This is a genomic window from Caproiciproducens sp. CPB-2 (genome assembly GCF_036287215.1).
Taxonomy (GTDB): domain Bacteria; phylum Bacillota; class Clostridia; order Oscillospirales; family Acutalibacteraceae; genus Caproiciproducens.
On record NZ_CP142860.1, the window covers coordinates 338703 to 364014 of the forward strand.

The window sequence follows — 25312 nt, forward strand, 5'->3', positions numbered from 1 at the left end:
GAGAACTGTACCCCCAACACTTCTTAGAAATTAAAGGATACCCAGGAAGGAAAGAAGAATCGCAAGACCGAAGGTAGCCGCAATCAGCACAACCGGGCTCATTTTCTTCTTCTTCAGGAAGAAATACATCAGCAGGGTATAGGCAAAGGGCAGTATGTTCGGGAAGATCTTGTCAAGAAAATCCTTTTGAACGGATACTGTTTTTGAGGCGTTGACCACAATCTCCGGCAGAAGGGAAATATGCACATAGGATGCAATCAGTCCGCCGATCACGGTGACGCCCAGAATGGTGGCGACCTTGGAGATGATTCCCGAATATTCCCTCAGCGTGTCGACAGCCTTCAGACCCAGGTTGTAGCCGGCGTGTGTCCACGCAAGACGGAGAATAAAGATGGTCAGGTAAACCGCGAAAAACAGCAGCGGGCCGACGATGCTTCCGCTCATTGCCATGGAAGCGGTAATGCCCGCGATGATGGGCAGAAGGGTAAACCAGAAGATCGCGTCGCCGATACCGGCAAGCGGTGCGAACAGGGCGACCTTCAGACCTTTGATGGTGTTTCTGTTTTCTTTGGCTTCTTCCAGGGAAATCAACAGGCCCATCAGGAAACCGACAAGGTTCGGGTGCGTGTTGATGAACTCAAGGTTATCCGTCATTGCTTCGGACAGGCCCTGCTTGTCGTTCTTGTAGATTTTCTTCAGACATTCCATCTGCGCCAGCAAAAAGCCGCCGCTCTGCATTCTTTCATAGTTGAAGCTGGCCTGCAGCAGGGAAGAGCGCCAGCCGAGCTTGGTAATGTCTTTTCTGGTCAGTACTTTCTCAGGAGCCGTGTTTTTCTCAGATTCCTTCATTGCCGTCATCTCCCTCTCCTTCAGATGCAACACCGGTTGCAATCGCGGTTTTTCTGTTGTTTCTTTCATTGTTAAACACAATCAGCGCCATGGCCACGCCGACGACGGCGACCGGCAGCAGATTGGAAAAAGGAATAAAGCTTGCGATGACAAAGCCTAAAATAAGGTATGGAACGAATTCGCCCTTCAGCATGACCTTCAGCAGCATACCGAAGCCGACCGCCGGAAGGATGCCGCCCGCGATCTCAAAGCCGTGGGTCAGCCATTCGGGCATTGCCTTTACGAGGGCCTGCATCGCGTCCTGTGCGACATAGGCGCAGAGGAAGACGACAACGCCGTAGGTAACGGCCACGATTCCCGTTGTGAGCATGTTCAGGCGGGTAAGGCTCCTGCCGTCCGCTTCTTCCGCGTATTTGTCGGCTCTCTTCATGAACAGTGAGAAGCTGGAGTAGTAGAACAGAATGATATACTGCATCAGGAAGCTGAACGGAAGGGCAAGCCCGATTGCCGTTGCGGGATCCTTCCCGGTGGTGTAGGCGATGACCGTGGTCATAACGCCGGCCAGAACAGGGTTCGGCGGCTGTGTGCCGCCGGCGGGCGTAAGACCCGCGAAGGCCAGCTCCGTCAGTCCGCCCGCCATAAGGCCCAGCGGAATGTTGCCTAAAATGATACCCGTCAGAGTACAGACGATGATTGGCCGGAAAATAAACAAAGCCTCAAGCCAGAAGTCAACGCCGACTATAATTGCCATAATAGCGAGCGCAATGCCTTGAGCTAAAGTAATTGCCATTAGTTTTTCCCCCTTTATTTTTGTTCCAGAAGTTTCGCCATACGGTAAAAGCTGCCGATAATGCCGGTGATGTTCCCCCTTTCCTCTCCAATGGATTTATTTCTTGGGTATGTGCTCTTTGATGTCGCCCGGGACATCCTGAATATAGAGATCTACATTCATCGCCTGAATCGCCTGCAAATCCTCCATGTCTTTGTCATTGACATAGACTTTTTTGCTCAGCTGACGCTTGCCGCTGGTAAAATGCATGTTTCCCACATTGACTTCCTTAATGGGCACGCCGCCTTCCAGCAGAGTACGCACAGCCGCCGGCGTTCTGCAAATAATGAAGATTTTCTGGCTGGGAGCCGCTTTGCCGATGATGTCGATGGTCTTTTGCAAAGTGAAGAAACGGATCCCCGCACTGGAAGATTCAGCAGTCATTGCCATAAGCTGCTGCTGTATTTCATCGTGAGCCACGTCGTCATCTGCGACTAAAAGCAGATTTGCACCCAGCGTCGCCGTCCAGGTGACCCCCACTTGGCCGTGGACCAGGCGGTTGTCGATTCTCGTCAACAGTATGTTTGGATTTCCCACTTAAAATCACCCCTCGTTCAGTTGTTTCAGATTTGTTAGATAAGTTTTAACATATCATGAACAGAAATACAACAATTATGACTTTTTTTCAACCAGTTCAAAAACAGGTCTCAAATTTCAATCGATACCACTGGTACAATAGGTCTTTTTATGATAGAATAGAACCATGGTTTTTATTTAAATTGACGATGGTTTATTTGCTGTCGAAAAAGACGGGAAAGGAGTATATGCAATGCCGAATCTGCCGTTGTATCAGGAACTGCACGACCATATCCTGCAGTACATCAACAGCCACGAATACCCCGAAAACGGCCTGCTTCCGTCGGAGCGCGACATGTGCCAGATGTATAAAGTCAGCCGGTCGACCGTAAGGCAGGCGCTGGCTTTACTGGAAGAGGAGCACATGGTCTATACCATCCACGGCATCGGTACTTTTGTAAAGCCAAAGGTGTTTGAACAAAGCCTCTCCCAGTTTTATACCTTTACCGATGACCTGAAAAATAAGAATATCTCCTTTCACAGCCATGTCTTAAGCTATGAAACGATTACCCTCGGCCGAAGCCTTGCCCTGAAGCTCAGGGCGGAGAGAAGGGAAGCTTACCACAAGCTGGTGCGGCTTTGCTCGGCCCGCGACTATCCTCTGGTCATTGAAACCACCTATCTGCCGAAAAACCGGTTCGTGCATATCGATGTGGACGCGGTGGAAAGCCGGTCGCTTTATGATTACCTCAGCACCAAGTATGGGCTGAAGGTGGACCGCGCGACCGAAACCTTTATTCCCATCCTCCCGGACTCCGAACAGTGCGAGCTGCTGAAGATTTCCCCCAGAATCCCCTGCATTCTGCTGGAGCGCTTCAGCTATGAAGGGGATTGCCTGGTGGAATATACTTCCTCCGTGGTGCGGGGGGACAAATACGTTTTTAAAATTGAGCTGAATAACCGGAAGTAACTTTCGTCTTTTCGGCGGGTACGGCTGGCTTTGCTGTGCGCGAAGCCGGTGGAAGGCGAAAATTGAAAGGGAAAATCGTCCGGTTATAGTCTGCCAAAAAACTGCTAATTTTATAAATCCGCTTGACAATGACCCGCATATTACATATAATGATAGGGCTGCCCGATGATGCGGGCGCAGATTGACTGCCATTGACAGTGAAAGCTTTTAGCCGCATGGTGCGGGGGATTTCACCGTGCATATCGTCAGCGGCGAGGTGTAACTCAGCTTGGTAGAGTGCTTGGTTTGGGACCAAGATGCCGCTGGTTCGAGTCCAGTCACCTCGACCATAGAAAAAGGTCCGCAGGTGCGGGCCTTTTTCTATGGTAAAGCGATTGGTAAGCAGAAACAGCCGGTGCAGGTTAGGAGAAAAAGGACGGCAGCCTGCGCCCCGGGAAAGCCGGAGGGATTCGCGGTACGCGGGTTGAGCGTGCCAATACCCGAACCCTGTCACCTCGGCCAGAAATGGGACCCAGCTCATGGTGTTGGGCGCCATTTTTTCGTCGTAAGTGGTTGATTGGCGGAATCTGCCGGTACAGCCGGGAGAGACAGAAATTTCATCAAATTGCTTGACAAATAAACCGTAAGATGATATATTAGTCGAGTGCTGAAAATGCTGGCGTAGCTCAGTTGGTAGAGCAGCTGATTTGTAATCAGCAGGTCGGGGGTTCAAGTCCGTCTGCCAGCTCCAATTTTTACTCAGGTCTTAACCGGGCTTGAAGCCTAAGAGGGCATTTTGCGTTAAGAAAAGCTGCCGGTGGCAGGTTTTTAGCAAAATGTGGTGTAGCACCTATGGTGCAAGCCGTAAAAGCGCGAGCGAAGCGTGGCGGTTTTGTCCGTTTGCCAGCTCCATTTGCAAATAAGTGCAAACTTATCAATAGAATATGGGAGAGTTCCCGAGTGGCCAAAGGGGGCAGACTGTAAATCTGTTGCTTTATAGCTTCGATGGTCCGAATCCATCCTCTCCCACCAAAACCAAAAAAGACAAAAGTATATGCTTTTGTCTTTTTTGTGCTTGCAAATTATACTTAGCAAGTTTTTTCTTCTTAAAAATGATATAAGAAAAGCACCTCCGAAGAGGCGCTAGACGGATGTAAAATGTCATTATAATTTTTGCAACTGGGTTTTATACAAAGTTCATGGCACTTTATGCACTGCAGAGTATGCTTATACCGTGTGTACGGGGTCAGCTCTCGTACAAATCTCCACTGTTTTCCTTATTTAGTGTACCGTCGAGTTCAATCATCAAAAATTTCGTCAAAGATTTAACAACAGGCCTATGTCTCGTCCCTTTTGGAACAATGATCAATTCACCTTCATCAACTTCCAGGTGAAAACTCCCTTTGATAACATAAAATAATTCATCAGAATTTTCATGAATATGAAAATCCAAAGTGCGGTTTTCTACATTTACAACGCTTAGATTGTGACCGTTTAACCGCCCTATTTTTTCGTATACATACAATTTATCAACAGCATCTACCGCTGATTTGAGATTCACTTTTTTTAGCATAATTATCCTCCACTAAATAAAAGGGTTACACTCGCATTGTATTTCATAAACATTAGGGCAACTTAAAAGGAAGGGAGACACATTGTGCTCCTAATCGAAATCCATCATACATACAATCACGACATCGTACAAACCAAGAGCGATAACCGGCGAAAGCAAGGTGCACCCTTTGACTTTTTCCAATTTTATATGTGATGTTATCAGCGATTTAAAATAAGTATAGCAAAGCTATACATCTATATCAATAGATGTTCTGAAGAATAATAGATTATTTTAACGATATAAATTTCTTACTCCGGTATTTAAAAGCACTGCTTGGGCTTAAATCCCAAGCAGTGCTTTGTCAAAATGAAGTCTTTTTCACCTTAATTATAATGATTGCTTTGTAATGGCTTTCTTTGTCACCTCGACAATATGGCCGGCGTTCAGGCCGAACTCGTCCAGCAGGTCGACCGCCGGGCCGGAATGGCCGTAGACGTCGTTCACGCCGACCTTGATCACCGGAACGGGGAACGCTTCGCAGACAGCGCCGCACACCGCGTCGCCCAGTCCGCCAATGACGTTGTGCTCCTCGACGGTGATGATTTTTCCGGTTTCCTTCGCGGCCTTGATGATCAGCTCGCGGTCAAGCGGCTTGATCGTATGGATATTGATGAGCCGTGCGTCGATGCCCTGCTCCTCCAGTGTTTTGACCGCTTTCAGCGCACGGGAAACCATGAGGCCGGTGGCCACGATGGTGATATTCCTGCCGTCGCGCAGGGTGACGCCCTTGCCCAGCTCAAACCGATAGTCGTCGGCGTTGTTGAAGCTCTCCACCGCCAGCCTGCCGAGGCGGAGATAGACCGGGCCGTGATGCTCGATCGCCGCTTTGACGGCGGCCTTCATTTCATAGTGATCGGCCGGATTGAGCACGACCATACCGGGGATCGTCCGCATCAGCGCGATATCCTCGTTGCACTGATGGGTCGCGCCGTCCTCGCCGACGGAAATGCCCGCGTGCGAACCGACGATTTTGACATTCAGCTTCGGATAGCCGACGGAATTGCGCACCTGCTCAAAGGCGCGGCCCGCCGAAAACATGGCAAAGGAAGTGGCGAACGGGATCTTTCCGCAGGTCGCGAGGCCCGCGGCCACGCCCACCATGTTGCACTCCGAGATGCCGCAGTCGATAAAGCGGTCCGGACAGGCTTTCTTGAATACACCCGTCTTCGTTGCCGCGGCAAGGTCGGCGTCCAGCACAACCACCTGCGGATATTTTTCAGACAGCTCCGCCAACGCTTCGCCGTAGCTTTCTCTTGTTGCCTTTTTTACCATTTCAGCCATTTATTCCGCCTCCAATCCGGACAGTACCCTGTTCAGGTCCTGCATTGCCGTTTCATACTGTTCCGCGTTCGGGGCGGTGCCGTGCCAGCCCACCTGATTTTCCATAAAGGACACGTCTTTTCCTTTGACGGTCTTCGCAATAATCGCGCTCGGCCTGCCTTTTACGGTCCTTGCGTGATGGAACGCGGCTTCTATTTCGTCAAAATCGTGTCCGTTGATGACCTGAACGTCAAAGCCAAAGGAACGGAATTTTTCATCGATCGGCTCCGGTCCGCCAACTTCGGCGACGGAACCGTCGATCTGCAGTCCGTTGTTGTCCACAATCAGGCAGAGGTTGTCCAGCTTGTGGTGGGCCGCAAACATGGCCGCTTCCCAGACCTGGCCCTCTTCGATTTCGCCGTCTCCCAGAATGGAGTACACGCGGTAGTCCTTATGATCCATTTTCCCGGCGGCGGCCATGCCGCAGGCGGCGGAAACGCCCTGCCCGAGCGATCCGGTGCTCATGTCGACACCGGGGGTCCCCTTCATATCCGGATGTCCCTGAAGCATGGCGCCGATATGGCGCAGCTTCTTCATTTCCTCCATCGGGAAATAGCCTTTCAGAGCCAGGGTCGCGTACAGTCCCGGGGCACAGTGTCCCTTGGAAAGCACAAAGCGGTCCCTGTTTTCCTCTTTCGGATTTTTAGGGTCGATTTTCATCTCCCTAAAATACAGATAGGTGAAAAGGTCGGCCGCCGAAAGGCTTCCGCCCGGATGCCCCGATTTCGCGTTGTATACGCCCTCGATCGCTCCCATTCTCACTTTGCACGCCAGTTTCTGCAATTGATTTTTTTCCGTTTTGTTCATACTTGGCACTCCTATCACTGTTGACCGCTGAATTCTACAAAATTTCCAAATTTCAAAAACTTTTCATAAGTTTTTGCATAGGCGGCAACATATTCTTCACGGGGGTAATAGTCCGTTATGTAGTCTTCGCAAATATGGACCTGTGCTTCCGGAATTGAGGAATAAATTCCGGCGGCAACCGATGCATAGATGGCTGCGCCACGTGCGCAGGCCTGAGTTGCTGCGGAAATGTGAATCGGACGGTTAAGAACATCTGCCATCAACTGCATGGAATAAGAAGATTTGCGGGCAATGCCGCCGACCGCAATGATTTCTTTAATTTCTATTCCTGCCGATACCAAGCTGTCGAAAATAGTTTTGGAACCAAAACATGCCGCCATTGATAAAGCTTCAAAAATATCGGGAGCTTCCGTACCAAGCTTCAACCCGTATATACCACTTTGCAGTGTTTCATTAATATTTGGATATCTTCTTCCGTTGAACCAGTCCAAAGCTACGATATTGGATACTTTAGGGACGGAATGTATATTTTTCTCAAGCGTGGAAATCATTTTTTCCTGAAGTTCTTCTGTTAATTTTTCTTTTTGTTCGTCCGTGATAAGGGAAGTATGGTTTAAAATATTATGTGTTGGCCACATCAACGTTTTGCGAAGCCACGCAAAAATGTCGCCGAATGCCGCTTGACTGGCCTCAATCCCTACATAGCCCGGTATGATGGAGTCTTCTGCCTGTCCGCAAAGCTGCTTTAAATTTTTGCCTTTTAAATTATCGTATTTTTCAATCAGCATATCGACTGTGGAGGTACCCACAACTTTTACAAGGGTAGTTGGTTTGATCCCTGCGCCAACCGCACCGGCATGCGCGTCAAAGGAACTTCCGCCGACAACAGCTTTTTCACTGATTCCCAACTTGTCGGCCCATTCTTTTGATATTGGCCCGAGACAGGTTCCCGCATTTTGCGGGCCGCTGCCGTAACGCCTTGCAACAACTCCCAGATAAGGATCGATGCTGCTCAGGCAATCTGTCGAGGGCAGCCCGTTAAATTCGCTGTTCCAAAGTGCTTTGTGACCGGCAGCGCAGGAACAGCGGTACATCGTCAGAGGGTCTGTGTGATGGGTAAGAACGGCCGGAATCCAGTCGCTGTGCTCCACCCAGGACCAAGCTGCTTCTTTCACACGCGAATCAACACGCGAAGTGTGAAGTATTTTGGCCCACCACCATTCGGAACTGTAGGTGCCTTGAAATTTGAGATAATCGATTCCGTTGAAATTGGACAATCTATCATTAATTTCCTGAGCTTCTTTTATAGCGGTATGGTCCTTCCATAAATGAAACATTGCGTTGGGGTTTTCATGGAATTCATCCAAAAGGGCTAAGGGAATCCCCTCTCTGTTTACCGGACAGGGAGTTGACCCCGTTGTATCAACGGAGATGGCGTAGACGTGTTCGCCTGCGTTTGGTCCACATTCAAGAACGGCCTGTTTAACGCATTTTTCAAAAGATTCCAGATAATCCAGCGGGTGTTGCCTGAATTGATAATTTTCCGGTTCGCAATATTTCCCTTCCGCCCACCTTGGATATGCGCATACAGCTTCCCCTTTAGTTTCACCCGTTATAGCGTTTACGACTATTGCGCGAACAGAGTCACTTCCAAAATCTGCACCAATCACCAATTTGGTCTCCATGAAAAAGTCCTCCTTATATTATACGGTTGAATATTTGAAATAATAATTCAACCAATATGATGTCTGGCTAAAAACTCACTTTTCACATTAAATATAATCTACAGAAAGGAGCTTGTCAAGCAAATTATGAATTAAATATTCACGATAATCTCAAAAAATCAACTAAAAAGAATAGAAAAATATTAATTTTTTAAAAACTATTGACATTCTTAGCAAATAAAGATATTATAACTGCATACGAATGAAATATTCATTCACGACGAATTTCAGAGAAAGATTTGCAATCAGACTCCGAATAAGTTTGATAAGGGGGCGATCGGCATAGATAATATTAGCGTCGAAAATACCGGAACTTTGGTATTGGTAAAAAACATGCAGCATAAACTAACATCTCAGCAGAAAAAAGTGGCGATGTATGTAATTGCAAATCCTGCAAAAACGCTGGATTTGACGGCGGCGCAGCTGGCAGAGGAAATCTCGGTCAGCGAAGCAAGTGTTGTTCGTTTTTCAAAAGAAATTGGCTTTAAAGGATACTATGAGTTTAAGATCCATCTGGCAAAAGATCTTGGCGCGGATAATGAACAGCCGGTTCCTGAAAGCATTTTGAGGACGGACAGTTCTATGGATGTGTTTCAAAAAATTATGGCTTCTGAACAGGAGGATTTGAAGTACACTACTGAAATGCTGAATAAGGATGACTTCATTAAAGCGGTGGACATGATCAATAAAGCGGAAAAGATCGCCTTTTTCGGGATAGGAAGTTCGTATGTGGTCGCTTATGATGCTTTTTGGCACTTTTCCAATATCGGAAAAAAGGCTCAGGTGGAGCAGGATCAGGGTGCTCAGATGTTATTGGCACAGTCGCTGGGAAAAAACGATTTGGCGGTTGCCATTTCCCTATCGGGAGAGTCAAAGATTACCAATTTAAATGTGAAGATTGCACATTCCAACGGCGTACCGGTTATCAGTTTAACCCAGAACTCAAAATCTGAAATTACACTTTTCAGCGATTGTGTTCTATTGACATACAGCAAAAATTATCAGACACACGATTTGGCAACTGCGTCCAGAATCGCGCAGCTCGCAATTTTAGATGCTCTCTGTACCGGAGTAGCGGTTAAAAACTGGGACTATGCATTGGAATATCATCACAATATTTCCAAATTGATCCGGTCCCAGCAATTTTAATATGTTTTTAATGCAAGAAAGGAAGAGAAGATGAGAAAAATCAAGGCACAGGAGTTAAGTGTGGCAGCCTTTGCTCCATTTGGATCCTATGTGAGTGTTACGGATCCAAAGACAAACAATTTAGGGGAAGGACCGTGTACATTTTACCGTGACCCGGTTTCCATGCATGTTTCTCCGAGCATGGAACTGACTTTTTCCATTCTTAAAGTACAAAAGCCAGAAAAAATTATTGTTAAGGCAAGTGAATATCACAATTTTACCGCAGAGGCCTGGATGCCGGTAAACGACGATGCAATTCTTTATGTTGCTCCCGCAAGTAACCTCAAACCGGTTCCGGAGGAAACAGTTGCTTTTTATGTCCCTCAGGGAACACTGGTGAAAATGAATACCGGTGTTTGGCACTATGCACCTGTTCCTGTACATAAGGAATTTGTAAATCATCTGATCGTTTTGCCGGAAAGAACATATGCGAACGACTGCCATGAAGTACAGTACGACGAGGCGGATTGGATTGAAATTGAGGTCTAGTCAATCATTTTAATATCATTGTATAGGAGAGTAAAAATGAGTATTCAGGAACTTTTTAGTTTAAAAGATAGAGTAACAATCATTACAGGCGGAGGGCAGGGCCTTGGCAAAGAGATGGCTCTGGCGCTTGCAGACGCAGGGTCCAATATTGTTATTGCACAAAGGAACATGAAAACGGCGGAGCAGGCCAAAGCTGAAATTGAGGCGCTGGGAGTAAAATGCCTAACGATTAAAATGGACGTTACAAAACCGGACGAGGTTAACGCCATGGTCGATGCAGTTTTGAAGGAATTTGGAAAAATTGATGTGCTTTTCAATAATTCAGGTGTCTGTATTCTGGGTGATGCGGAAAGCATGCCGTTGGATGATTGGAATACGGTTATCAATACGAATTTGAATGGCTGTTTTATTGTTTCTCAGGCGGTAGGAAAAGTCATGCTGAAGCAGGGTAAAGGAAACATTATCAATGTTGCCTCTATGTCCGGCATGATTGTCAACACACCGCAAAATCAATGTTCTTACAATGCCTCTAAGGGCGGTATTATTATGCTGACCAAGAGCATGGCAACAGAATGGGCGCAAAGGGGCGTTCGGGTCAATGCGCTTTGCCCGGGTTATATGCGTACAGAAATGAGTGAGGAACATTATCGGAGCAAAGATCCTATGATTGACAGATGGTTCAGCATGACGCCGATGGGCAGATCCGGTGTGCCGTCTGAGCTGCGCGGTATTGCGGTATACCTTGCTTCAGACGCCTCCAGTTATGCTACGGGTTCCACCTATCTGGTGGATGGCGGTTATACAGCCTGGTAATTTATTTTCAACTTTCGTTGCAGGGAGGACCATAGTAATGTTGCTGATGGGCATAGACATTGGAACCACGAATTGCAAATTACACATTTATGACCAAAATGGAGATTATGTTGACGGGGCAAAATTCAGTATGGTTAGCAATGCAGAAGATTATGATTCGGATTTTGTATGGAATAATCTGAAGGATTGCATTAAAAAACTTGCGACAAATAGGAACCTGGGACAGCAAATTGCTGGGATCGGTATCAGCAGCCAGGGCGAGTCCGGATTACTGATAGACAAAAATCATGTTCCTTTAACCCATGTAATCCCTTGGTATCACACGGGTGCACAGGAAATTGTAGAAAAAGACAAGGAAAAACTCGACAGTACTGAAATTTACCAAATTACAGGACTGGATCCCTATTATATTTTCAGTCTACAAAAAATCAGATGGCTGAAGGAACACCATTTTTCTGAATATAAAAATGCATTTCAGTGGCATTGCCTGAATGACTACATAGGGCTCATGCTCACAGGACAGGATCGGATGGAATATTCGTCGGCGTCACGTACCATGGCGTTAGACATTGCAGGGCGTCGGTGGTCCGACAGAATATTTGAGCTTACGGGCATCAAAAAATCACTTATGCCGGATTTAATTGAATCAGGTTCCGTATTGGGAAAAATCACTTCGTCAGTAGCTCGGGAGCTGAATATTAATTCGGAAGCGGTTGTTACTCTTGCGGGTTTTGACCATATGGTAGGCTGTTTTGGGGTGGGAGCAAGATGTCCGGGCACAGTGGTGGCTTCAATGGGAACGACGGAATCTGTCTGCATGATAGAGGGATCTGTAGAGCTTGGTCAGTCTTTTAATGGGTACCTGTGGGGTGATAATGTAATTAAAGACAAGTTCTATAAAATAGGCGGAATTCCATGCGGCGGCCGTACGATTGACTGGGCGATTGAGAATATATTAAACGCGGATGTCTGTGAGGATACTTATCGTTTATATTCAAAAAAGTGCAGGGAGAGCTCTACCGGCAGCGGAGGAGTTGTCTTTCTGCCTCACCTTAACGGCTGTTATACGCCTGAAATGAACAGCGATGCCAAAGCAATGTTTACAGGAATTACACTGAATACCTCAACGGCGGATTTGCTCAGAGCTGTGATCGAGGGACTTTGCTATGAATTCAGAGTAGTTTTGGAGCAGGGCAAAAAAAGCGGGATTGATGATATTCTGGCAATCGGCGGAGGAACAGCAAACCATTTTTGGCTGCAGTGCAAAGCCGATGTTCTAAATATTCCGATAAGAACAGTGGAGGTAAAAGAAGCGGTTACTTTCGGTGCCGCACTTTTAGCAGGACATGCTGCCGGTATTTACTCTGAAAATCAAAACATTCAAGTGAAAACGGAGAAGACTTTTTACCCCGATCCAGAAGCTCACGCGGTTTATGAAAAGATCTATCAAAAAGTGTATAAGCAACTCTATGCTACAAATATACAAATTACGTCAGAATTAGATAAGATATTAAAGAAAGGAGGATAAAATCATTGGGCTTAGTTATAATGAATGCAGTACTGGAAAAAGCAAAAAAAGGGAATTATGCCGTTCCTGCCTTCAATGTTTGTAATCTTGAATTTATAAAAACCGTTATTGAAACAGCTGAAAAAATGAATTCTCCTGTTATTGTAGCAACACATCCCGTAGAGATTGAGTATGCGGGCATAGAAAGAATTAGCTCCTTGGTTCAGTCTTTTGCCAAAAAAGCACATATCCCGGTTGTACTCCATCTGGACCATGGAGATACGTACGAAAGAACGGTAGACTGCATTGAACATGGGTACACCTCTGTTATGTTTGACGGCTCTGGGCTTCCATATGAGGAAAATATAAAGCGGACGCAGCAGGTTGTGAAAACGGCGCATGCACAGAATATCAGCGTGGAAGCGGAGCTGGGACTGATCGGGGGAAATGAAGGAGATGCTTTCAACAAAGCGGGGGGACTCAGCAGGGATAACCTGACGAACCCGGAACAGGCAGCGGATTTTGTTTTGAAAACCAATGTCGATTCTCTTGCGGTAGCAATTGGTTCGGCACATGGATTTTATAAAGGAGTTCCGCAGATCGATGTTGGAAGGCTTTCCCAGATCCGCAGCAGGGTTTCCATCCCGCTGGTTTTGCACGGAGGCTCCGGCATTCCGGACAAAATTATCCGTGATTGTGTGAAACACGGCATCAGTAAACTGAATATTGCTACAGAACTAAAGTATGCGTATTACCTCGGTATTTTAAAGTCTATCAAAGAAAGCCCGGATGAATTTGATCCGAGAAGCGTGTTTGCTGTTGCAATGAAAAGCGCGGAGGACTTGGTCAGGCAAAAAATTGACCTGGTTGGTTCCGGGGACAAAGCGTAAACTGAGAATTATATATTGACTATATAATTATTTATTATTTGGAGGAGTTTTAAAATGAGAAAGTTTCTATCGATTGTTTTGGCATTAGCAATGACAGCAGCTCTTTTTGCTGGCTGCTCAGCGACCGATTCCCCGTCAGCTGCAGCAGGTTCAGAAGCGACATCACAGGCTGAAGCAGGAAGTGAAGCGGCTAAAACAGTTAAGATCGGTGTTTCTGTTGCAAATTTGGCTAATTCCTTCTATCTGGAAATTAAAGAAGGCCTTGAAAGTTCGCTTAATAAAGGCGATCAGCTGAGTATCACCGATGCAAATTTGGACAGCGCGAAGCAGATTAATGACATTGAAGACATGGTACAGCAAAAGATGGACATCATCTTAGTCGACCCTGTTGATTCAAAGGGAATTAAATCCGCTTTGGATTCCTGCGCAAAAGCGAATATTCCGGTTATCGCTTTCAATTCTCCAGTAGACGATGTTGACTTAGTGAAATCTACGGTTGCTTCCGATAACTACATGGCGGGCGAGCTGATAGCGGAGGCACTTGCAAAAGCCATCAATGAAAAAGGCAATATTGCCATGTATAACTACAGTGTGGTTAAGGTTTGCAAAGACAGAGGAGACGGATTTGAAGCCGGAATTGCCAAATATCCGAACATAAAGATTGTAAACAAGCAGGAAGGCAAACCGGCAACAGATGCATCTCTCCCCGTTATGGAAAATATTCTGCAGGCCAACCCCGACATCGTCGGAGTGTTCGCATTAAACGATCCTGCCGCAATTGGCTGCATTGCCGCCATTGAAAGCGCCGGAAAAATTAATCAGATTAAAGTCGTTGGTGTTGACGGTTCCAAGGACGGCAGAAGTATGATCACTAATGGTAAAATGCTTGCTTCCGCAGCGCAGTTCCCCAAGCAGATCGGTTCTGTCAGCATCGAAACCGCATATAAGATTTTGGCCGGTGAAAAGGTGGAAGCCGATATAAAAATCCCGGTTGAGCTGGTTGATAAATCGAATGCCGCAAGCTAATTAAAAACGATTCAAAACGGGCAGGTAAATAACGCAAGATGATTATCTGCCCGTTTTACTTTTAAAATTTCAATTTCTGACTCACAAAGGGGCGTAAATGATGGATGAGTATATTCTTCAAATGGAAAATATCAATAAAGCTTTTCCTGGAGTAAGAGTTTTGCATGATGTGAGTTTTTCCGTAAAACAGGGAGAAGTGCATGCCCTTATGGGAGAGAACGGCGCGGGAAAATCAACGCTGATGAAAATACTGGGCGGAATTTACAGCATGGATTCCGGAAAAATCAAAGTGAACGGGGAAGATGCCCTGATCAGCTGCGTGGCGGATGCACAAAAATACGGCGTCAGTTTAATACATCAGGAGATTTGCTTAGCTAACAACCTCTCTATCGCGGAAAATATTTTTATGGGCAGAGAAATTACGGGAAAAGTAAAAGGCTTCTTGGACTTTAAAACGATGGTTTTAGAAGCGCAGAAAATTTTGGATTCTCTGAATATGAAAATTGATGCAAGAACACATGTCGGAAGACTGAGCATTGCTCAGCAGCAAATGGTCGAGATTTGCAGAGCGCTTTCCACAAATGCAAGAATCATTGTTATGGATGAGCCTACCGCATCTCTGAGTAATACGGAGATTGAAAATCTATTTCTACAAATTCAGAAATTAAAAGCAGCAAATGTTGCAATTATATATATTTCTCACCGAATGGATGAAATATTTAAGATTGCAGACACCATTACCGTTTTAAGGGACGGTGAGCGTGTAGGCAGTATGACTACGCAAGAGCTGAGTCCCGATACGCTGATTAAAATGATGGTTGGCAGAGGACTGAAAGAGGTGTTCCAAAAAGTCAAGCTTAATATTGGTGAGGATCTGTTGAGGGTTGAAGGGTTCAACAATCAGTATTTAAAAAATGTTCATTTGAACTTGAGAAAAGGTGAAATCCTCGGAATTTCGGGATTGGTCGGAGCGGGAAGAACAGAGCTCGCCCGTGCCATTTTTGGGATTGACCCGCTGGATTCAGGAAAAATCTTCATCGACGGCAAAGAAGTAAAAATTAGATGTCCGCAGGATGCGATTCAGCACGGGATTGCGCTTGTTCCTGAAAGCAGAAAAGAAGACGGCCTGTTTTTAAATCAGACGATATCATTTAACACGACAATATCAATTTTAGAGAAGTTTATCCGGTTTATCCATACGGATCATAAAAAGGAAAATGAAATTCTTGATAATTATATCAATACTTTTTCGATAAAGATGTCAAGCAGGAATCAGCTGGCTCTGGAATTAAGCGGCGGAAACCAGCAAAAAATTGTTATCTCCAAGTGGCTTGCCACGGAGCCTAAAATCTTAATTCTTGATGAACCTACCAGAGGAATCGATGTAGGGGCCAAAGCGGAAATTTATCAGATGATGTATCAGATTGCACAGTACGGGGTATCCATTATTTTAATATCTTCGGAACTGCCGGAAATTATCAATTTGAGCAGCCGTGTCGCCGTCATGCATGAGGGTGAATTAGTCAAAATCATTGATGTGGAAACTGAAGAAATTTCTCAGGAAAAAATTATGTATTACGCCGCAGGAGGATGGAATAATGAAAATAGCAAATAAATTGGCCCTGTCTGATAAGTCCTCGAATCCAGTTATCAACTACCTGAAAGATAACGCGGGAACGTTAATCGGATTGGCAGGGTTAACGCTGGTGCTTTCTGTTACAACCACAATGTTTCTGGCCCCGGATAATCTATTCAATATTTTGCGGCAGGTATGTACGAATGCTACGCTTGCTTTTGGCATGACATTCGTATTAATTATCGGAGGAATCGATTTATCCGTCGGTTCTGTTTTAGCGGCGAGCGGCGTTACCGTTGTAATTCTTCTTGAACGGGGGATGCCGTGTATCCCCGCAATTTTAATCGGCGTTTTAATGGGCGCCGTGTTCGGACTGATTAATGGATTGATTATTGCTTACACAAACATGCCGCCGTTTATTGTTACCCTTGCAACACAGATGGGAATCAGGGGCATATCCTACATAATCACTTCGGGAAGATCGGTCGCCAGCACGGATCCCCAGTTTAATGCGATAGGGAACGGATATATAGGCCCTGTGCCGATTCCGGTTTTGATGGTTGCGATCCTCATCGTTCTTTCCTCCATTATTCTGAATAAAACACGGTTTGGAAGAAGGATGTATGCTACCGGCGGAAATGTGGAAGCTGCCGTCTATTCTGGAATTAAAGTGAAAACAGTTCAGATATGGGTTTATACCATCTGCGGCATTTTGGCATCCATAGGCGGTATTGTACTGGCATCCAGAATGTATTCCGGCCAGCCGACCGCAGGAAATGCATATGAGGGAGATGCGATTGCCGCGGCCGTTCTTGGCGGAACCAGCTTTAACGGCGGTATCGGTACCATCGGCGGGACACTGATTGGTGCGCTTATTATTGGCGTTTTAAATAACGGTTTAAATCTGCTTAAGGTATCGTTTTACTGGCAGCTTGTCATTAAGGGTATCGTTATTTTAGCGGCAGTATATATTGATATCTTAAAAAAGAAAAAAAATAAATAATGTCATATTCTTTTAGACAATATTCATTTCCTGATTTAACGAGTTGGCAGTAACGTAAAAATGCCGGGCTTTATATATTTTTTCTTGGGTATAATATATCTCACCGCTTTTGCTGATTGACATTAAATCAATTCCATTTCATAAAGAAGGCGGGGCAGCTTATCGCTGCCCCGCCTTTTCGTTTATCGATATTTGCTCACTTCAGCAAACTTCTCAGCCATATCCGTCCTCTCCCACCCCAAAAAACAGACAAGCAGACAAGCCTTTAAGTCTTGCCTGCTTTTTACTGCCAGGATTTGGAAGGCCGTCAGGAAACGTGCCGTCGGCACGTTTCAGGCCATGATTTTCTGCACTCGCATTTATTGCGGGAGACTCTTTTTGTCAAACGTCCATGTTTTGCCGTAATCATCCGTGATATAACGAATCTGCGTCTGCACTCCGGTGCCATTGTCCGTCATGGCAACGGGCAAAACGCCGGACGCGCCGTGGAAAGCGGGGGACAGAGCCGTGGGATAGGAATTGACATTTTTCAGCTCCGGCGGCAGCTCGATGGCGCATTTCACCCAGGTTTTCCCCTTGTCCTGCGTTCGGTACACGACCGGGTTCCGATCGCTGTCATAACGGAAGGACAGAAAACCCGTCGTCGGACTTGCGAAGCCCGCTCCGGTCACAACATGAGGGTAAGCTTCGCTTGTATTGCCGATTTCAGACCAGCTTTTTCCGCCGTCCGCCGTCAGAAAAACGCGGTTTTTCTGGGATCCCGACGCGACATCGCCCGCGGTGACCAGCCACCCGTCCTTTTTCGAAAGGAATCCGAGAAATTTGGTTTCGGCGTGATCCGCCCCGGCTTCCGCCACCCGGGTACTGCTCCAGTTTTTTCCCTTGTCGCCGCTGACGAGGACCGTTATGCTGCTGTCCGCTTCGGTTCCGCCATACGCAACGGCGGTCACTTCGTCGGATATGTAGACCGCCTTATCGCTGAAGTAGGAAGCCGGATCGCCCGTGCCGGGATCAAGCGGTACGGTGCAGGCCGCCCCCTTGCCGTCCCGGATGACGAATTTTCCGTCTTTCAGCGTATAGGAGCCGTTCGTCTGCAAAAGGGCAATGTTGTCAATGGTCTGCTGCGTGTTTTGGCCTCCCGCCCTGTAGGTGAGAAATACCCCCGCGATGCCGATGATGATAAACACCGTGATGAGGCCGCTGAGGCCCTGCGGTTTTTTAACCATGCCCATACTCATTGTATTTTCCTTCCTTCTCATTTTGGATATTCGCGTCCGCTGATATAGCTGTGAATGGGCTGCCAATGCGTGGCTTTTATGGAGATACGTGCATTTTCCGGTATTCCGTCGGGGAACAGTTCATGTATTTCCTGAAATTTTCCGAATAGTAGCTTGCGCCGGAGAAGCCGACCTTTTCGGAGATTTCGGTGACATTATACTCCCCGCTCAAAAGAAGCGGGATGCTTTTTTCAATCCGGTATTTCAACAGGTATTCAAAAGGGGTCTGGCGCATGGTCTTTTTGAAAAAGCGGCAGTATCCGCTCTTGCTGATATTGCAGGAGGCGGCCAGCCCTTCCAGCGTAAGCCTTTCGGAGTAATGGCTGTGAATATAGTTTAACGCCTGCTTTAAATAAAGGATGTCTTTGGAGCCGGCGCTGTCTTTTTCGGCAAGCACGCCCTGCAGCTCCCGGAAAAGCAGAGTCCACAGATCGCACAGCCTGCCCTTGATCTGCAGCTCCCGGCAGAGGCCGTTTTCCGTGTACGCCCGGTTGATTTCCCTGATGAGCTGCATCATCCGCCTCTGCGGGGGGATTTTCGGACTCAGGTAAAGGGAGGGGCAGTTCTGCGACTGGATGACCGGCAGCACATAGACGTTTTCAATCGTGCTGTTTTCATGTCCGAAGACCAGTACGGGGTTAAATGTAATGACCAGATATGAGCAATCCTGCCCTTCGTACGATTTTGCGGTGTGCAGGACGTTCGCGTTGACAAACATCCCGCAGCCTTCCGTAAGGATGTAGACGGTATCGTTTGCTTGATATTCCATCGCCCCTTCCAGAACAACGGTAAATTCCAGATCGGGGTGCCAGTGGACCTCAAAGCTCGCGTGCTCATATTCGGAGAGAATCTCGTGGCTGAGGAAAAACGGGAACCCGTAATCTCCGTGCGGCGACTCCTCGGAAAGGTTTTTCCGAAGGATTAGTTTTTTCATGGCGCTGTCCTCCATGATTGTAATATTGTTATAAAAATAGGCAAAATTCCGATAGATAATCAATGATACTATCATTATACTGGTTATCAGAAGAAGGATCAAGAATTTTCTGACAGCTGTGGAAGGAAAGGGGAGGGAAACGATGAGCACGACAGAATCCGTCTGTGATTCCTGTTGCGGAGACTACAGCAGACGCGCGGCGAGGGGGCGTTCGCTGTGCAGGCTGTTTACGGACTGCACCTACGACGGGAGTGCTTCCGCCGATCTTGTTCCGGAGCTTGCGGCACTGCGCGTTTTCAATCCGGAGTACCGAATCCTCAAGGCCAGAGAGCGCATGCGGGGGAATTTTCCGTGTGACGCGCAGCATTTGAACGGCATGATGAAGAATTTCCTGTCCGCCGCGAACGGAAGCTCCTCCTACAGCGTGCCGGTCGATCTGATTTTTGATCGGCTGCAGGGATGCGGCGGCCCGGAAAGCGGCGACTTGGTCCCGGTAACGCTGATCGCCTGTAAAATGCGGGAAGGACGGGTTTTCTGCAGCGTGGAACGGTTTTTCTACAGCGGCGTCGATTGCGCGGCGTCAAAGAGTATGCTGCGCCAGCCCCTGTATACGGAGCACCCGGAGCAGTTGACCCGGAAATTCCGGGATCAGGGCTATCAGGCGACTGGCGTGATGGGCAAAGGGGACTTCGTCCGGCAGTTGAGAAAGGTTTTCAGCGAACAGTTCGGTTTTACAGTCTTATAAATGCTATTGCGGCTAAAATGCTCAGGCGGATTGCCTGGGTATTTTTTTGCCCTCCGGCAGGCTCAATTTACACAATTTCAGCGCGGGAATCTATACCGTATTTGTATACTTCCTTTCTTGACAGACGAAAGGGGCGAGCTTATAATACGGATATTGACTAATAGTCATTTTCCGTAATTTGGCAGAAAAAGGGCGAGGGGATGACGAAAATTGAAGACGACAAAGATTCTGGAAAACAAAAAGCTGAAAATGACAAAGCTCTATGACGCCGCCTACGAGCTGTTTACTTCAAACGGCGTACACAACACGATTATCGACGATATTGTGAAAAAAGCGGGCGTTGCGAAAGGAACGTTTTATCTGTACTGCAAGGATAAATATGATCTGGTCGATAAAATCATTTTAAAGAAAAGCGCGGCTGTGTTTGACGAGGCGATGAAAGCGGTTGCGGAGCGTCAGAAGATCAAAGAAATGGATTTTCTTCAGAGCGTGATCTTTTTCGTGGATTATTTAATTGAGTTTTTCAAGAAAAACAAAAAGCTGCTGTCCCTGATCTATAAAAATCTGTCCTGGGATTTGTATGAAAAGGCTTTGACCTATGACGAAATGGAAGGGGCGAAGCGGATCTTTATTCAGCACTTTATCACCGCGGGGGGCGACAGCGAGATCGCCAGACAGCGGCTGTATATTGTTGTTTCCATGGTCGGGGCCGTCTGCTACAACTCCATTGTTCTGGAAATGCCCTATCCGATCGACAGTGTGAAAGGCGAACTGTACCGGTCGATCAGGGAAATACTGGCCTGACCCCCCGCGGACGAAATAAACCTATTGAAAGCGCTTTTTATAAAAATACAACAAATAAGGGAGCATCGGGAATGAAATTGCCAGGAACCCGGGAGGGCTCACACTCTGTAGTGGACCTGATTATCAACCGCAGAAAACAAATCGAAATCGCCTTTATCGTCCTGGTTGTGGCCAGCATTTTTTTAAACTCGCTTGTCAGCATCAATTACGACCTGACGAAATATCTGCCGGAGACCACTCCCTCCAAGCAGGGGATCAGCGTCATGAAAAAGGAATTCGGTTACCCCGGCACGGCGCGGGTGATGATCGACGATGTTTCGCTGTATCAGGCCAAGGCATACAAGGATAAAATCGAAGCCGTGGACGGCGTCGACATGGTGATGTGGACGGACACGGCGACCGACGTTTATCAGGCCGACCAGTTTATCAGATACAAAGATATTGAGGACTATTATAAAGACGGCTATTCCGTGATGGACATTACCTTTGACGAAAGCGATACCAGCGTGCGCACCTCGCAGGCCATCGACCGCATTCAGGAAATCACGGGCGACAAGGGGCATTTCATCGGGGCGGCCGTTCAGAACAAGTCTTTGAGCGAGAACCTGAAAAAGGAAATGGCGAGGGCGACGGTCATCTGCGTCGCCATGATCATCCTGTTTCTCTGCCTTACCACCACGTCGTGGTTTGAGCCCGTGCTGTTCCTTCTGATTATGGGAATCGCGATCATCATCAATCAGGGGACGAATATCTTCTTAGGCGAGGTCTCGTTCCTGACCTCCAGCGTTTCCTCCGTCCTGCAGCTGGCGGTGGCCATGGACTATTCCATCTTCCTGATCCATTCGTTTACGGCGGAACGGGAAAAGGGGCTGGACCTGACGACCGCTATTGCCAACGCGATCCGGCACTCCGCCAAATCCATTCTGGCCTGCGGCGTCGCGACCTTCTTCGGCTTTATCGCGCTGGCTTTAATGAAGTTCTCCATCGGGTTTGACATGGGGATCGTTCTGGCAAAGGGAATTCTCATCAGCGTGCTGACCGTGCTGTTTTTAATGCCGTCCCTGATTATCCGCTGGGCCGGCCTGATCGAAAAAACCGCCCACCGGCCGTTTTTGCCTTCCTTTGATAAATTCGCCCGCGGCGTGTTTAAAAGCCGGTACGCGGTGCTGGCCGCGGTGCTGATTATCGCCGCCCCCGCTTATATAGGAAAAGGAATGACGGATTTTGTGTACGGCAGTCAGGCCGTCGGCGCCGGCGAGGGGACGAAGGTGTACGAGGATGAACAGGCGATCGACGCGAAGTTCGGCCGTAGCAATATGCTGCTCGCCATTGTTCCCAACACCAGCGTGGCAAAGGAACGGGAGCTTTCGCAGGAGCTGGAGGACCTCAGCTACACCAAGAGCGTGACTTCCCTTGCGAACACCCTGCCCGAGGGCATCCCGGAAAGCATCCTTCCCGAGAGCGTGACGGGAAAGCTTCACACGGACAAATATTCGCGCATTCTGATCTACATAAAAACGAAGGATGAAAGCAAGCTCGCCTTCCAGTGCTCGGACGAAATTCAGTCCATTGTGAAAAAATATTATCCGCAGAGCTCCTATGTGGTCGGGACTACCCCGTTCACGCAGGATATCAAGACGACGATCACCAGCGATTACGACTTTGTCGATATGCTGTCGCTGCTCAGTGTGGCCCTGGTGGTTATGATTACTTTCCAATCCCTGCTGATTCCGGTTCTGATCCTGATACCGATTGAAGTCGCCATTTTTATCAATATGCTTTTCCCATATCTTGTGGGCAACCAGCTGATTTTCATGGGCTATATTATTGTAAGCTGTATCCAGCTGGGCGCCACGGTGGATTACGCTATCCTGATGACGAACAACTATCTGGAAAGCCGGGAACATCTGGACAGCAGGGCCGCGGCGGTCGAGGCGGTCGCCGTGACGACTCCGCCGCTCCTTACTTCCGCCACCATTCTGGCGGGCGTCGGTTACATCCTGTACTTCACCTCCTCCATCAGCGCCATAGCGGATATGGGTCATCTGATCGGCAGGGGCGCTCTGCTCAGCCTTTCGATGGTGATTTTCGCGCTGCCGGCGCTGCTGTACTTCTTTGACAAACCCATTACACGCCATACCCAGCGGATGCGGGACCTGCGCGAAAAGGCACGGGAAAGGATGCCCGCGTTTCGCAGGGGCCGCGCGCACCCCGCGGCCTGACGGACAAAAACAAGCGATCAAGGAGGAATCTTTCCATGAAAAAAATACACAGGGCTTTAGCCGGAATCCTCGCGGCGGCGGTGCTGGTCCCGTCGCTGTCGGCCACCGCGCGGGCCGCGGCGCCGTCCGTTTCTACGGACGAGGCGGTCTACGTCAATCTGGATTATTACGGCAAGCCGCAAAAGGTCAACATTGTCAAGGGCTGCGACCTGAACGGCGCCGACCGGTTTACGGACTACGGTTCTTACGAAAAGGTCACCAATATGACCAATGAGGTGCAGCCTGCCGTCTCCGGGGATTCGGTCAGCTGGAAGCTCCCCCAGAGCACGGGCCGTTTCTATTATGAATGTACGCCGAAGAACGGAACAGTCGCGCTTCCGTGGAATTTCGACGTTTCCTACAAGCTGAACGGCGTTCCCACAGCGGCGGACAAACTGGCCGGGGCTTCCGGGCTGGTGGAGATCGATATTAAAACGACGCCCGACAAAAGCGCGCCGGAGTATTACCGCAACAATCTTCTGCTGCAGGTCGGGACGGTCGTAAAAATGAAGGACACGCTGAGCGTGGAGGCCCCCGGGGCGCAGGTCCAGTCCCTGGGCGATTATAAGGCAATTTTGTTCGCCGGGCTGCCGGGAGAAGAGACGACGGACGTCATCCGTATCGGTACCAACAGCTTTGAATCGATCGGGATTGTCATGATGATGGTGCCCGGTACGCTGGAGCAGATGCAGGATATCAAGGACCTGAAAGAGGATAAGGATACCATCAAGGGCTCTCTTGACGCCGTCAATGACAGTGTCAATGAAATTCTGGGCACGCTGGAAAGTATGTCCGGCGGACTCAAGCAGACCCAGTCCGGCCTTGCCGCGCTGGACGGCGCCCGCCGGACCGTCAGCTCCTCCAAGGGCGGCGTGTATAGCAGCGCGGACAAAGCGCTTGCGGATCTGTCCCAAACGGCATCCCAGACCTCGGCGCTGGTTCCCCATCTGCAGAAAAGCCAGCAGCTGGTGGAGGACGTGAGCACCACGCTGAACACTATGTCGCAGAACGTGACCGTCGTCGGTTCCACAATGGCTTCGCTGTCCGCTACCATCAGCAAGGTGCGCAGCGACGTGAACGACCTGCGGGACGTCCTTGACGACGCGGACGACGCGTCCGGAAAGCGCGCCGCACTGGCCAAGGACCTGAATACGCAGCTCGGCACGGCCAAGACGACTGCGAAGCAGCTTGCCGCGCTGCTTTCCCAGATGGATGACGGTTCCGCACAGCTGGCTGCGGATGTACAGTCGCTGATGGCGACTATGCATCAGATACAGAATCCCGATACATCTACCCAACAGCTGTTGCAGAGCATCAGCACGGTGCTGACCAGCCTGCAGACCGTTCAGAAATCCTCCGCCACGCTGGAAACGGCGCTGAAAGCGGTGCTCGGACAGTCGGATTCCTTTTTTGATACCGGAACGGAGACCGTCAGCGTGCTGGACTCCTATCTGGACGTGCTGGATGAGGGAACGGATTCGGCGGACGATCTGCTGCGCCACGCGAATCAGGCCGGCGGCAATCTGAAAGATCTCCTCAATATTTCGCAGAGCGTCACCGACAATATTGCGGCGCTGAACGGGACCATGAACCAGTACAAGGACGATACGGTCGGCGCGCTGAAGGATATGGAAAATCTGGTCAGCAGCCTGGCCCGCTCGCTCACCAGCGCCCAGGCCTTCCTGACCTCTCTGGAAACCGTCGCGAAAACCAGCGGCGACAAGCTGGACGACGGTACCCGCCAGACCCTGAACGGACTGATTTCAGTATTGCAGAAGGCTTTGAGCCAGATCGACGATACCTCCACTGTCAAAAACGCGAATCATACGATTCAGAGCGCCGTCGACAAGGAGCTCGACAAGTTTGAGGATGAAAACAATTTTCTGAATCTTGACGCGAAGGCGAAGCCGATTTCATTTACGTCTTTGAAAAACGCGTCCCCGTCCAGCATCCAGATTGTTCTGCGGACACAGGAAATCAGCAAGGACGAGGGAAATCAGGGGGAAAAGGACCTGGAGCAGCAGGAAAACGGTTCGAGTATTCTTGACAGAATCCGCAACGTATTTACAAAACTTTGGTCGGCGATCACCTCCGTATTTTCATAAATAAAAAATTCTTCCAGTTTTTTCTAAATATTTTCACAAAAATATCACAAAGACATGCTATAATAAGTACAAAGATTTATTTGGA

General features: G+C 48.3%; 22 protein-coding genes and 3 tRNA genes. 16 read left to right on the top strand and 9 right to left on the bottom strand.

Annotation, left to right across the window (positions count from 1 at the left end; all coding sequences use genetic code 11):
* Positions 1-30: 30 nt before the first annotated feature.
* The 3 genes from agaD to agaB all read right to left on the bottom strand — a co-directional run bounded on the left by agaD (position 31) and on the right by agaB (position 2215).
* On the bottom strand, positions 31-849 hold the full coding sequence (agaD, locus tag VXK30_RS01605; protein ID WP_275717898.1) for a PTS galactosamine transporter subunit IID: 819 nt from the start codon (positions 847-849) through the stop codon (positions 31-33).
* Positions 836-1639, bottom strand: coding sequence for a PTS galactosamine transporter subunit IIC (gene agaC / locus VXK30_RS01610; protein WP_275717899.1), 804 nt, complete (start codon positions 1637-1639; stop codon positions 836-838). The genes agaD and agaC overlap by 14 nt, the downstream gene beginning before the upstream one ends.
* Before the next feature lie 96 nt (positions 1640-1735).
* Positions 1736-2215, bottom strand: a complete 480-nt coding sequence (gene agaB / locus VXK30_RS01615) for a PTS galactosamine transporter subunit IIB (RefSeq protein WP_038321955.1) — start codon at positions 2213-2215, stop codon at positions 1736-1738.
* A 232-nt stretch (positions 2216-2447) separates the two neighbouring features.
* Here agaB and VXK30_RS01620 point away from each other — a divergent pair, with 232 nt between their 5' ends.
* From VXK30_RS01620 to VXK30_RS01635, 4 genes are all read left to right on the top strand, one after another.
* Positions 2448-3164, top strand: a complete 717-nt coding sequence (locus tag VXK30_RS01620; protein ID WP_275717900.1) for a GntR family transcriptional regulator — start codon at positions 2448-2450, stop codon at positions 3162-3164.
* A 252-nt stretch (positions 3165-3416) separates the two neighbouring features.
* Positions 3417-3493, top strand: a tRNA-Pro gene (locus VXK30_RS01625).
* A gap of 325 nt (positions 3494-3818) precedes the next feature.
* Positions 3819-3894, top strand: a tRNA-Thr gene (locus tag VXK30_RS01630).
* Between the two features lie 195 nt (positions 3895-4089).
* Positions 4090-4175, top strand: a tRNA-Tyr gene (locus VXK30_RS01635).
* Between the two features lie 214 nt (positions 4176-4389).
* On the opposite strand, the gene VXK30_RS01640 is transcribed toward VXK30_RS01635, so the two are convergent.
* From VXK30_RS01640 to VXK30_RS01655, 4 genes are all read right to left on the bottom strand, one after another.
* Positions 4390-4716: a cupin domain-containing protein gene (locus tag VXK30_RS01640; RefSeq protein ID WP_275717901.1), complete on the bottom strand. Its 327-nt coding sequence runs from the start codon at positions 4714-4716 to the stop codon at positions 4390-4392.
* A gap of 369 nt (positions 4717-5085) precedes the next feature.
* Positions 5086-6039, bottom strand: a complete 954-nt coding sequence (locus VXK30_RS01645; RefSeq protein ID WP_329493975.1) for a transketolase family protein — start codon at positions 6037-6039, stop codon at positions 5086-5088.
* Positions 6040-6885: a transketolase gene (locus VXK30_RS01650; RefSeq protein ID WP_275718014.1), complete on the bottom strand. Its 846-nt coding sequence runs from the start codon at positions 6883-6885 to the stop codon at positions 6040-6042. It lies immediately after the preceding gene.
* A gap of 14 nt (positions 6886-6899) precedes the next feature.
* On the bottom strand, positions 6900-8570 hold the full coding sequence (locus tag VXK30_RS01655) for a ribulokinase (RefSeq protein WP_275718006.1): 1671 nt from the start codon (positions 8568-8570) through the stop codon (positions 6900-6902).
* A gap of 360 nt (positions 8571-8930) precedes the next feature.
* Between VXK30_RS01655 and VXK30_RS01660 the strand changes: the two genes are divergently transcribed.
* The 8 genes from VXK30_RS01660 to VXK30_RS01695 all read left to right on the top strand — a co-directional run bounded on the left by VXK30_RS01660 (position 8931) and on the right by VXK30_RS01695 (position 17101).
* Entirely contained in the window at positions 8931-9758 is an 828-nt protein-coding gene (locus VXK30_RS01660; RefSeq protein WP_275718005.1) for a MurR/RpiR family transcriptional regulator, read from the top strand.
* A 30-nt stretch (positions 9759-9788) separates the two neighbouring features.
* Positions 9789-10286, top strand: coding sequence for an ureidoglycolate lyase (locus VXK30_RS01665; protein WP_275718004.1), 498 nt, complete (start codon positions 9789-9791; stop codon positions 10284-10286).
* A gap of 36 nt (positions 10287-10322) precedes the next feature.
* Complete coding sequence (locus tag VXK30_RS01670; RefSeq protein WP_275718003.1) at positions 10323-11099, top strand: SDR family NAD(P)-dependent oxidoreductase; 777 nt, start codon at positions 10323-10325, stop codon at positions 11097-11099.
* 37 nt (positions 11100-11136) lie between these two features.
* The gene (locus VXK30_RS01675; protein WP_275718002.1) at positions 11137-12627 is read left to right on the top strand and encodes an FGGY-family carbohydrate kinase; all 1491 of its coding nucleotides are present in this window, start codon (positions 11137-11139) and stop codon (positions 12625-12627) included.
* Between the two features lie 5 nt (positions 12628-12632).
* The gene (locus tag VXK30_RS01680; protein WP_275718001.1) at positions 12633-13496 is read left to right on the top strand and encodes a class II fructose-bisphosphate aldolase; all 864 of its coding nucleotides are present in this window, start codon (positions 12633-12635) and stop codon (positions 13494-13496) included.
* Between the two features lie 54 nt (positions 13497-13550).
* Positions 13551-14522 (top strand): sugar ABC transporter substrate-binding protein, encoded by a 972-nt coding sequence (locus VXK30_RS01685; protein ID WP_275718000.1) that lies wholly within the window; start codon positions 13551-13553, stop codon positions 14520-14522.
* 97 nt (positions 14523-14619) lie between these two features.
* Complete coding sequence (locus VXK30_RS01690; RefSeq protein WP_275717999.1) at positions 14620-16137, top strand: sugar ABC transporter ATP-binding protein; 1518 nt, start codon at positions 14620-14622, stop codon at positions 16135-16137.
* Positions 16121-17101 (top strand): ABC transporter permease, encoded by a 981-nt coding sequence (locus tag VXK30_RS01695; RefSeq protein WP_275717998.1) that lies wholly within the window; start codon positions 16121-16123, stop codon positions 17099-17101. Before VXK30_RS01690 ends, VXK30_RS01695 begins: the two co-directional genes overlap by 17 nt.
* Positions 17102-17460: 359 nt before the next feature.
* On the opposite strand, the gene VXK30_RS01700 is transcribed toward VXK30_RS01695, so the two are convergent.
* Positions 17461-18339 carry a WD40/YVTN/BNR-like repeat-containing protein gene (locus VXK30_RS01700; RefSeq protein ID WP_275717997.1) on the bottom strand — a complete coding sequence of 293 codons (879 nt, stop codon included), beginning with the start codon at positions 18337-18339 and terminating at the stop codon, positions 17461-17463.
* Positions 18340-18415: 76 nt separating this feature from the next.
* Entirely contained in the window at positions 18416-19312 is an 897-nt protein-coding gene (locus VXK30_RS01705; protein WP_275717996.1) for an AraC family transcriptional regulator, read from the bottom strand.
* A 142-nt stretch (positions 19313-19454) separates the two neighbouring features.
* On the opposite strand from VXK30_RS01705, the gene VXK30_RS01710 reads away from it, so the two are divergent.
* The 4 genes from VXK30_RS01710 (at position 19455) to VXK30_RS01725 (ending at position 25227) form a co-directional block, all read left to right on the top strand.
* Positions 19455-20057: a hypothetical protein gene (locus VXK30_RS01710; RefSeq protein WP_275717995.1), complete on the top strand. Its 603-nt coding sequence runs from the start codon at positions 19455-19457 to the stop codon at positions 20055-20057.
* Between the two features lie 210 nt (positions 20058-20267).
* Positions 20268-20861 (top strand): TetR/AcrR family transcriptional regulator, encoded by a 594-nt coding sequence (locus VXK30_RS01715; protein ID WP_275717994.1) that lies wholly within the window; start codon positions 20268-20270, stop codon positions 20859-20861.
* Between the two features lie 71 nt (positions 20862-20932).
* Positions 20933-23083, top strand: coding sequence for an efflux RND transporter permease subunit (locus tag VXK30_RS01720; RefSeq protein ID WP_275717993.1), 2151 nt, complete (start codon positions 20933-20935; stop codon positions 23081-23083).
* A gap of 35 nt (positions 23084-23118) precedes the next feature.
* Positions 23119-25227 carry a hypothetical protein gene (locus tag VXK30_RS01725; RefSeq protein ID WP_275717992.1) on the top strand — a complete coding sequence of 703 codons (2109 nt, stop codon included), beginning with the start codon at positions 23119-23121 and terminating at the stop codon, positions 25225-25227.
* Positions 25228-25312 lie beyond the last annotated feature (85 nt).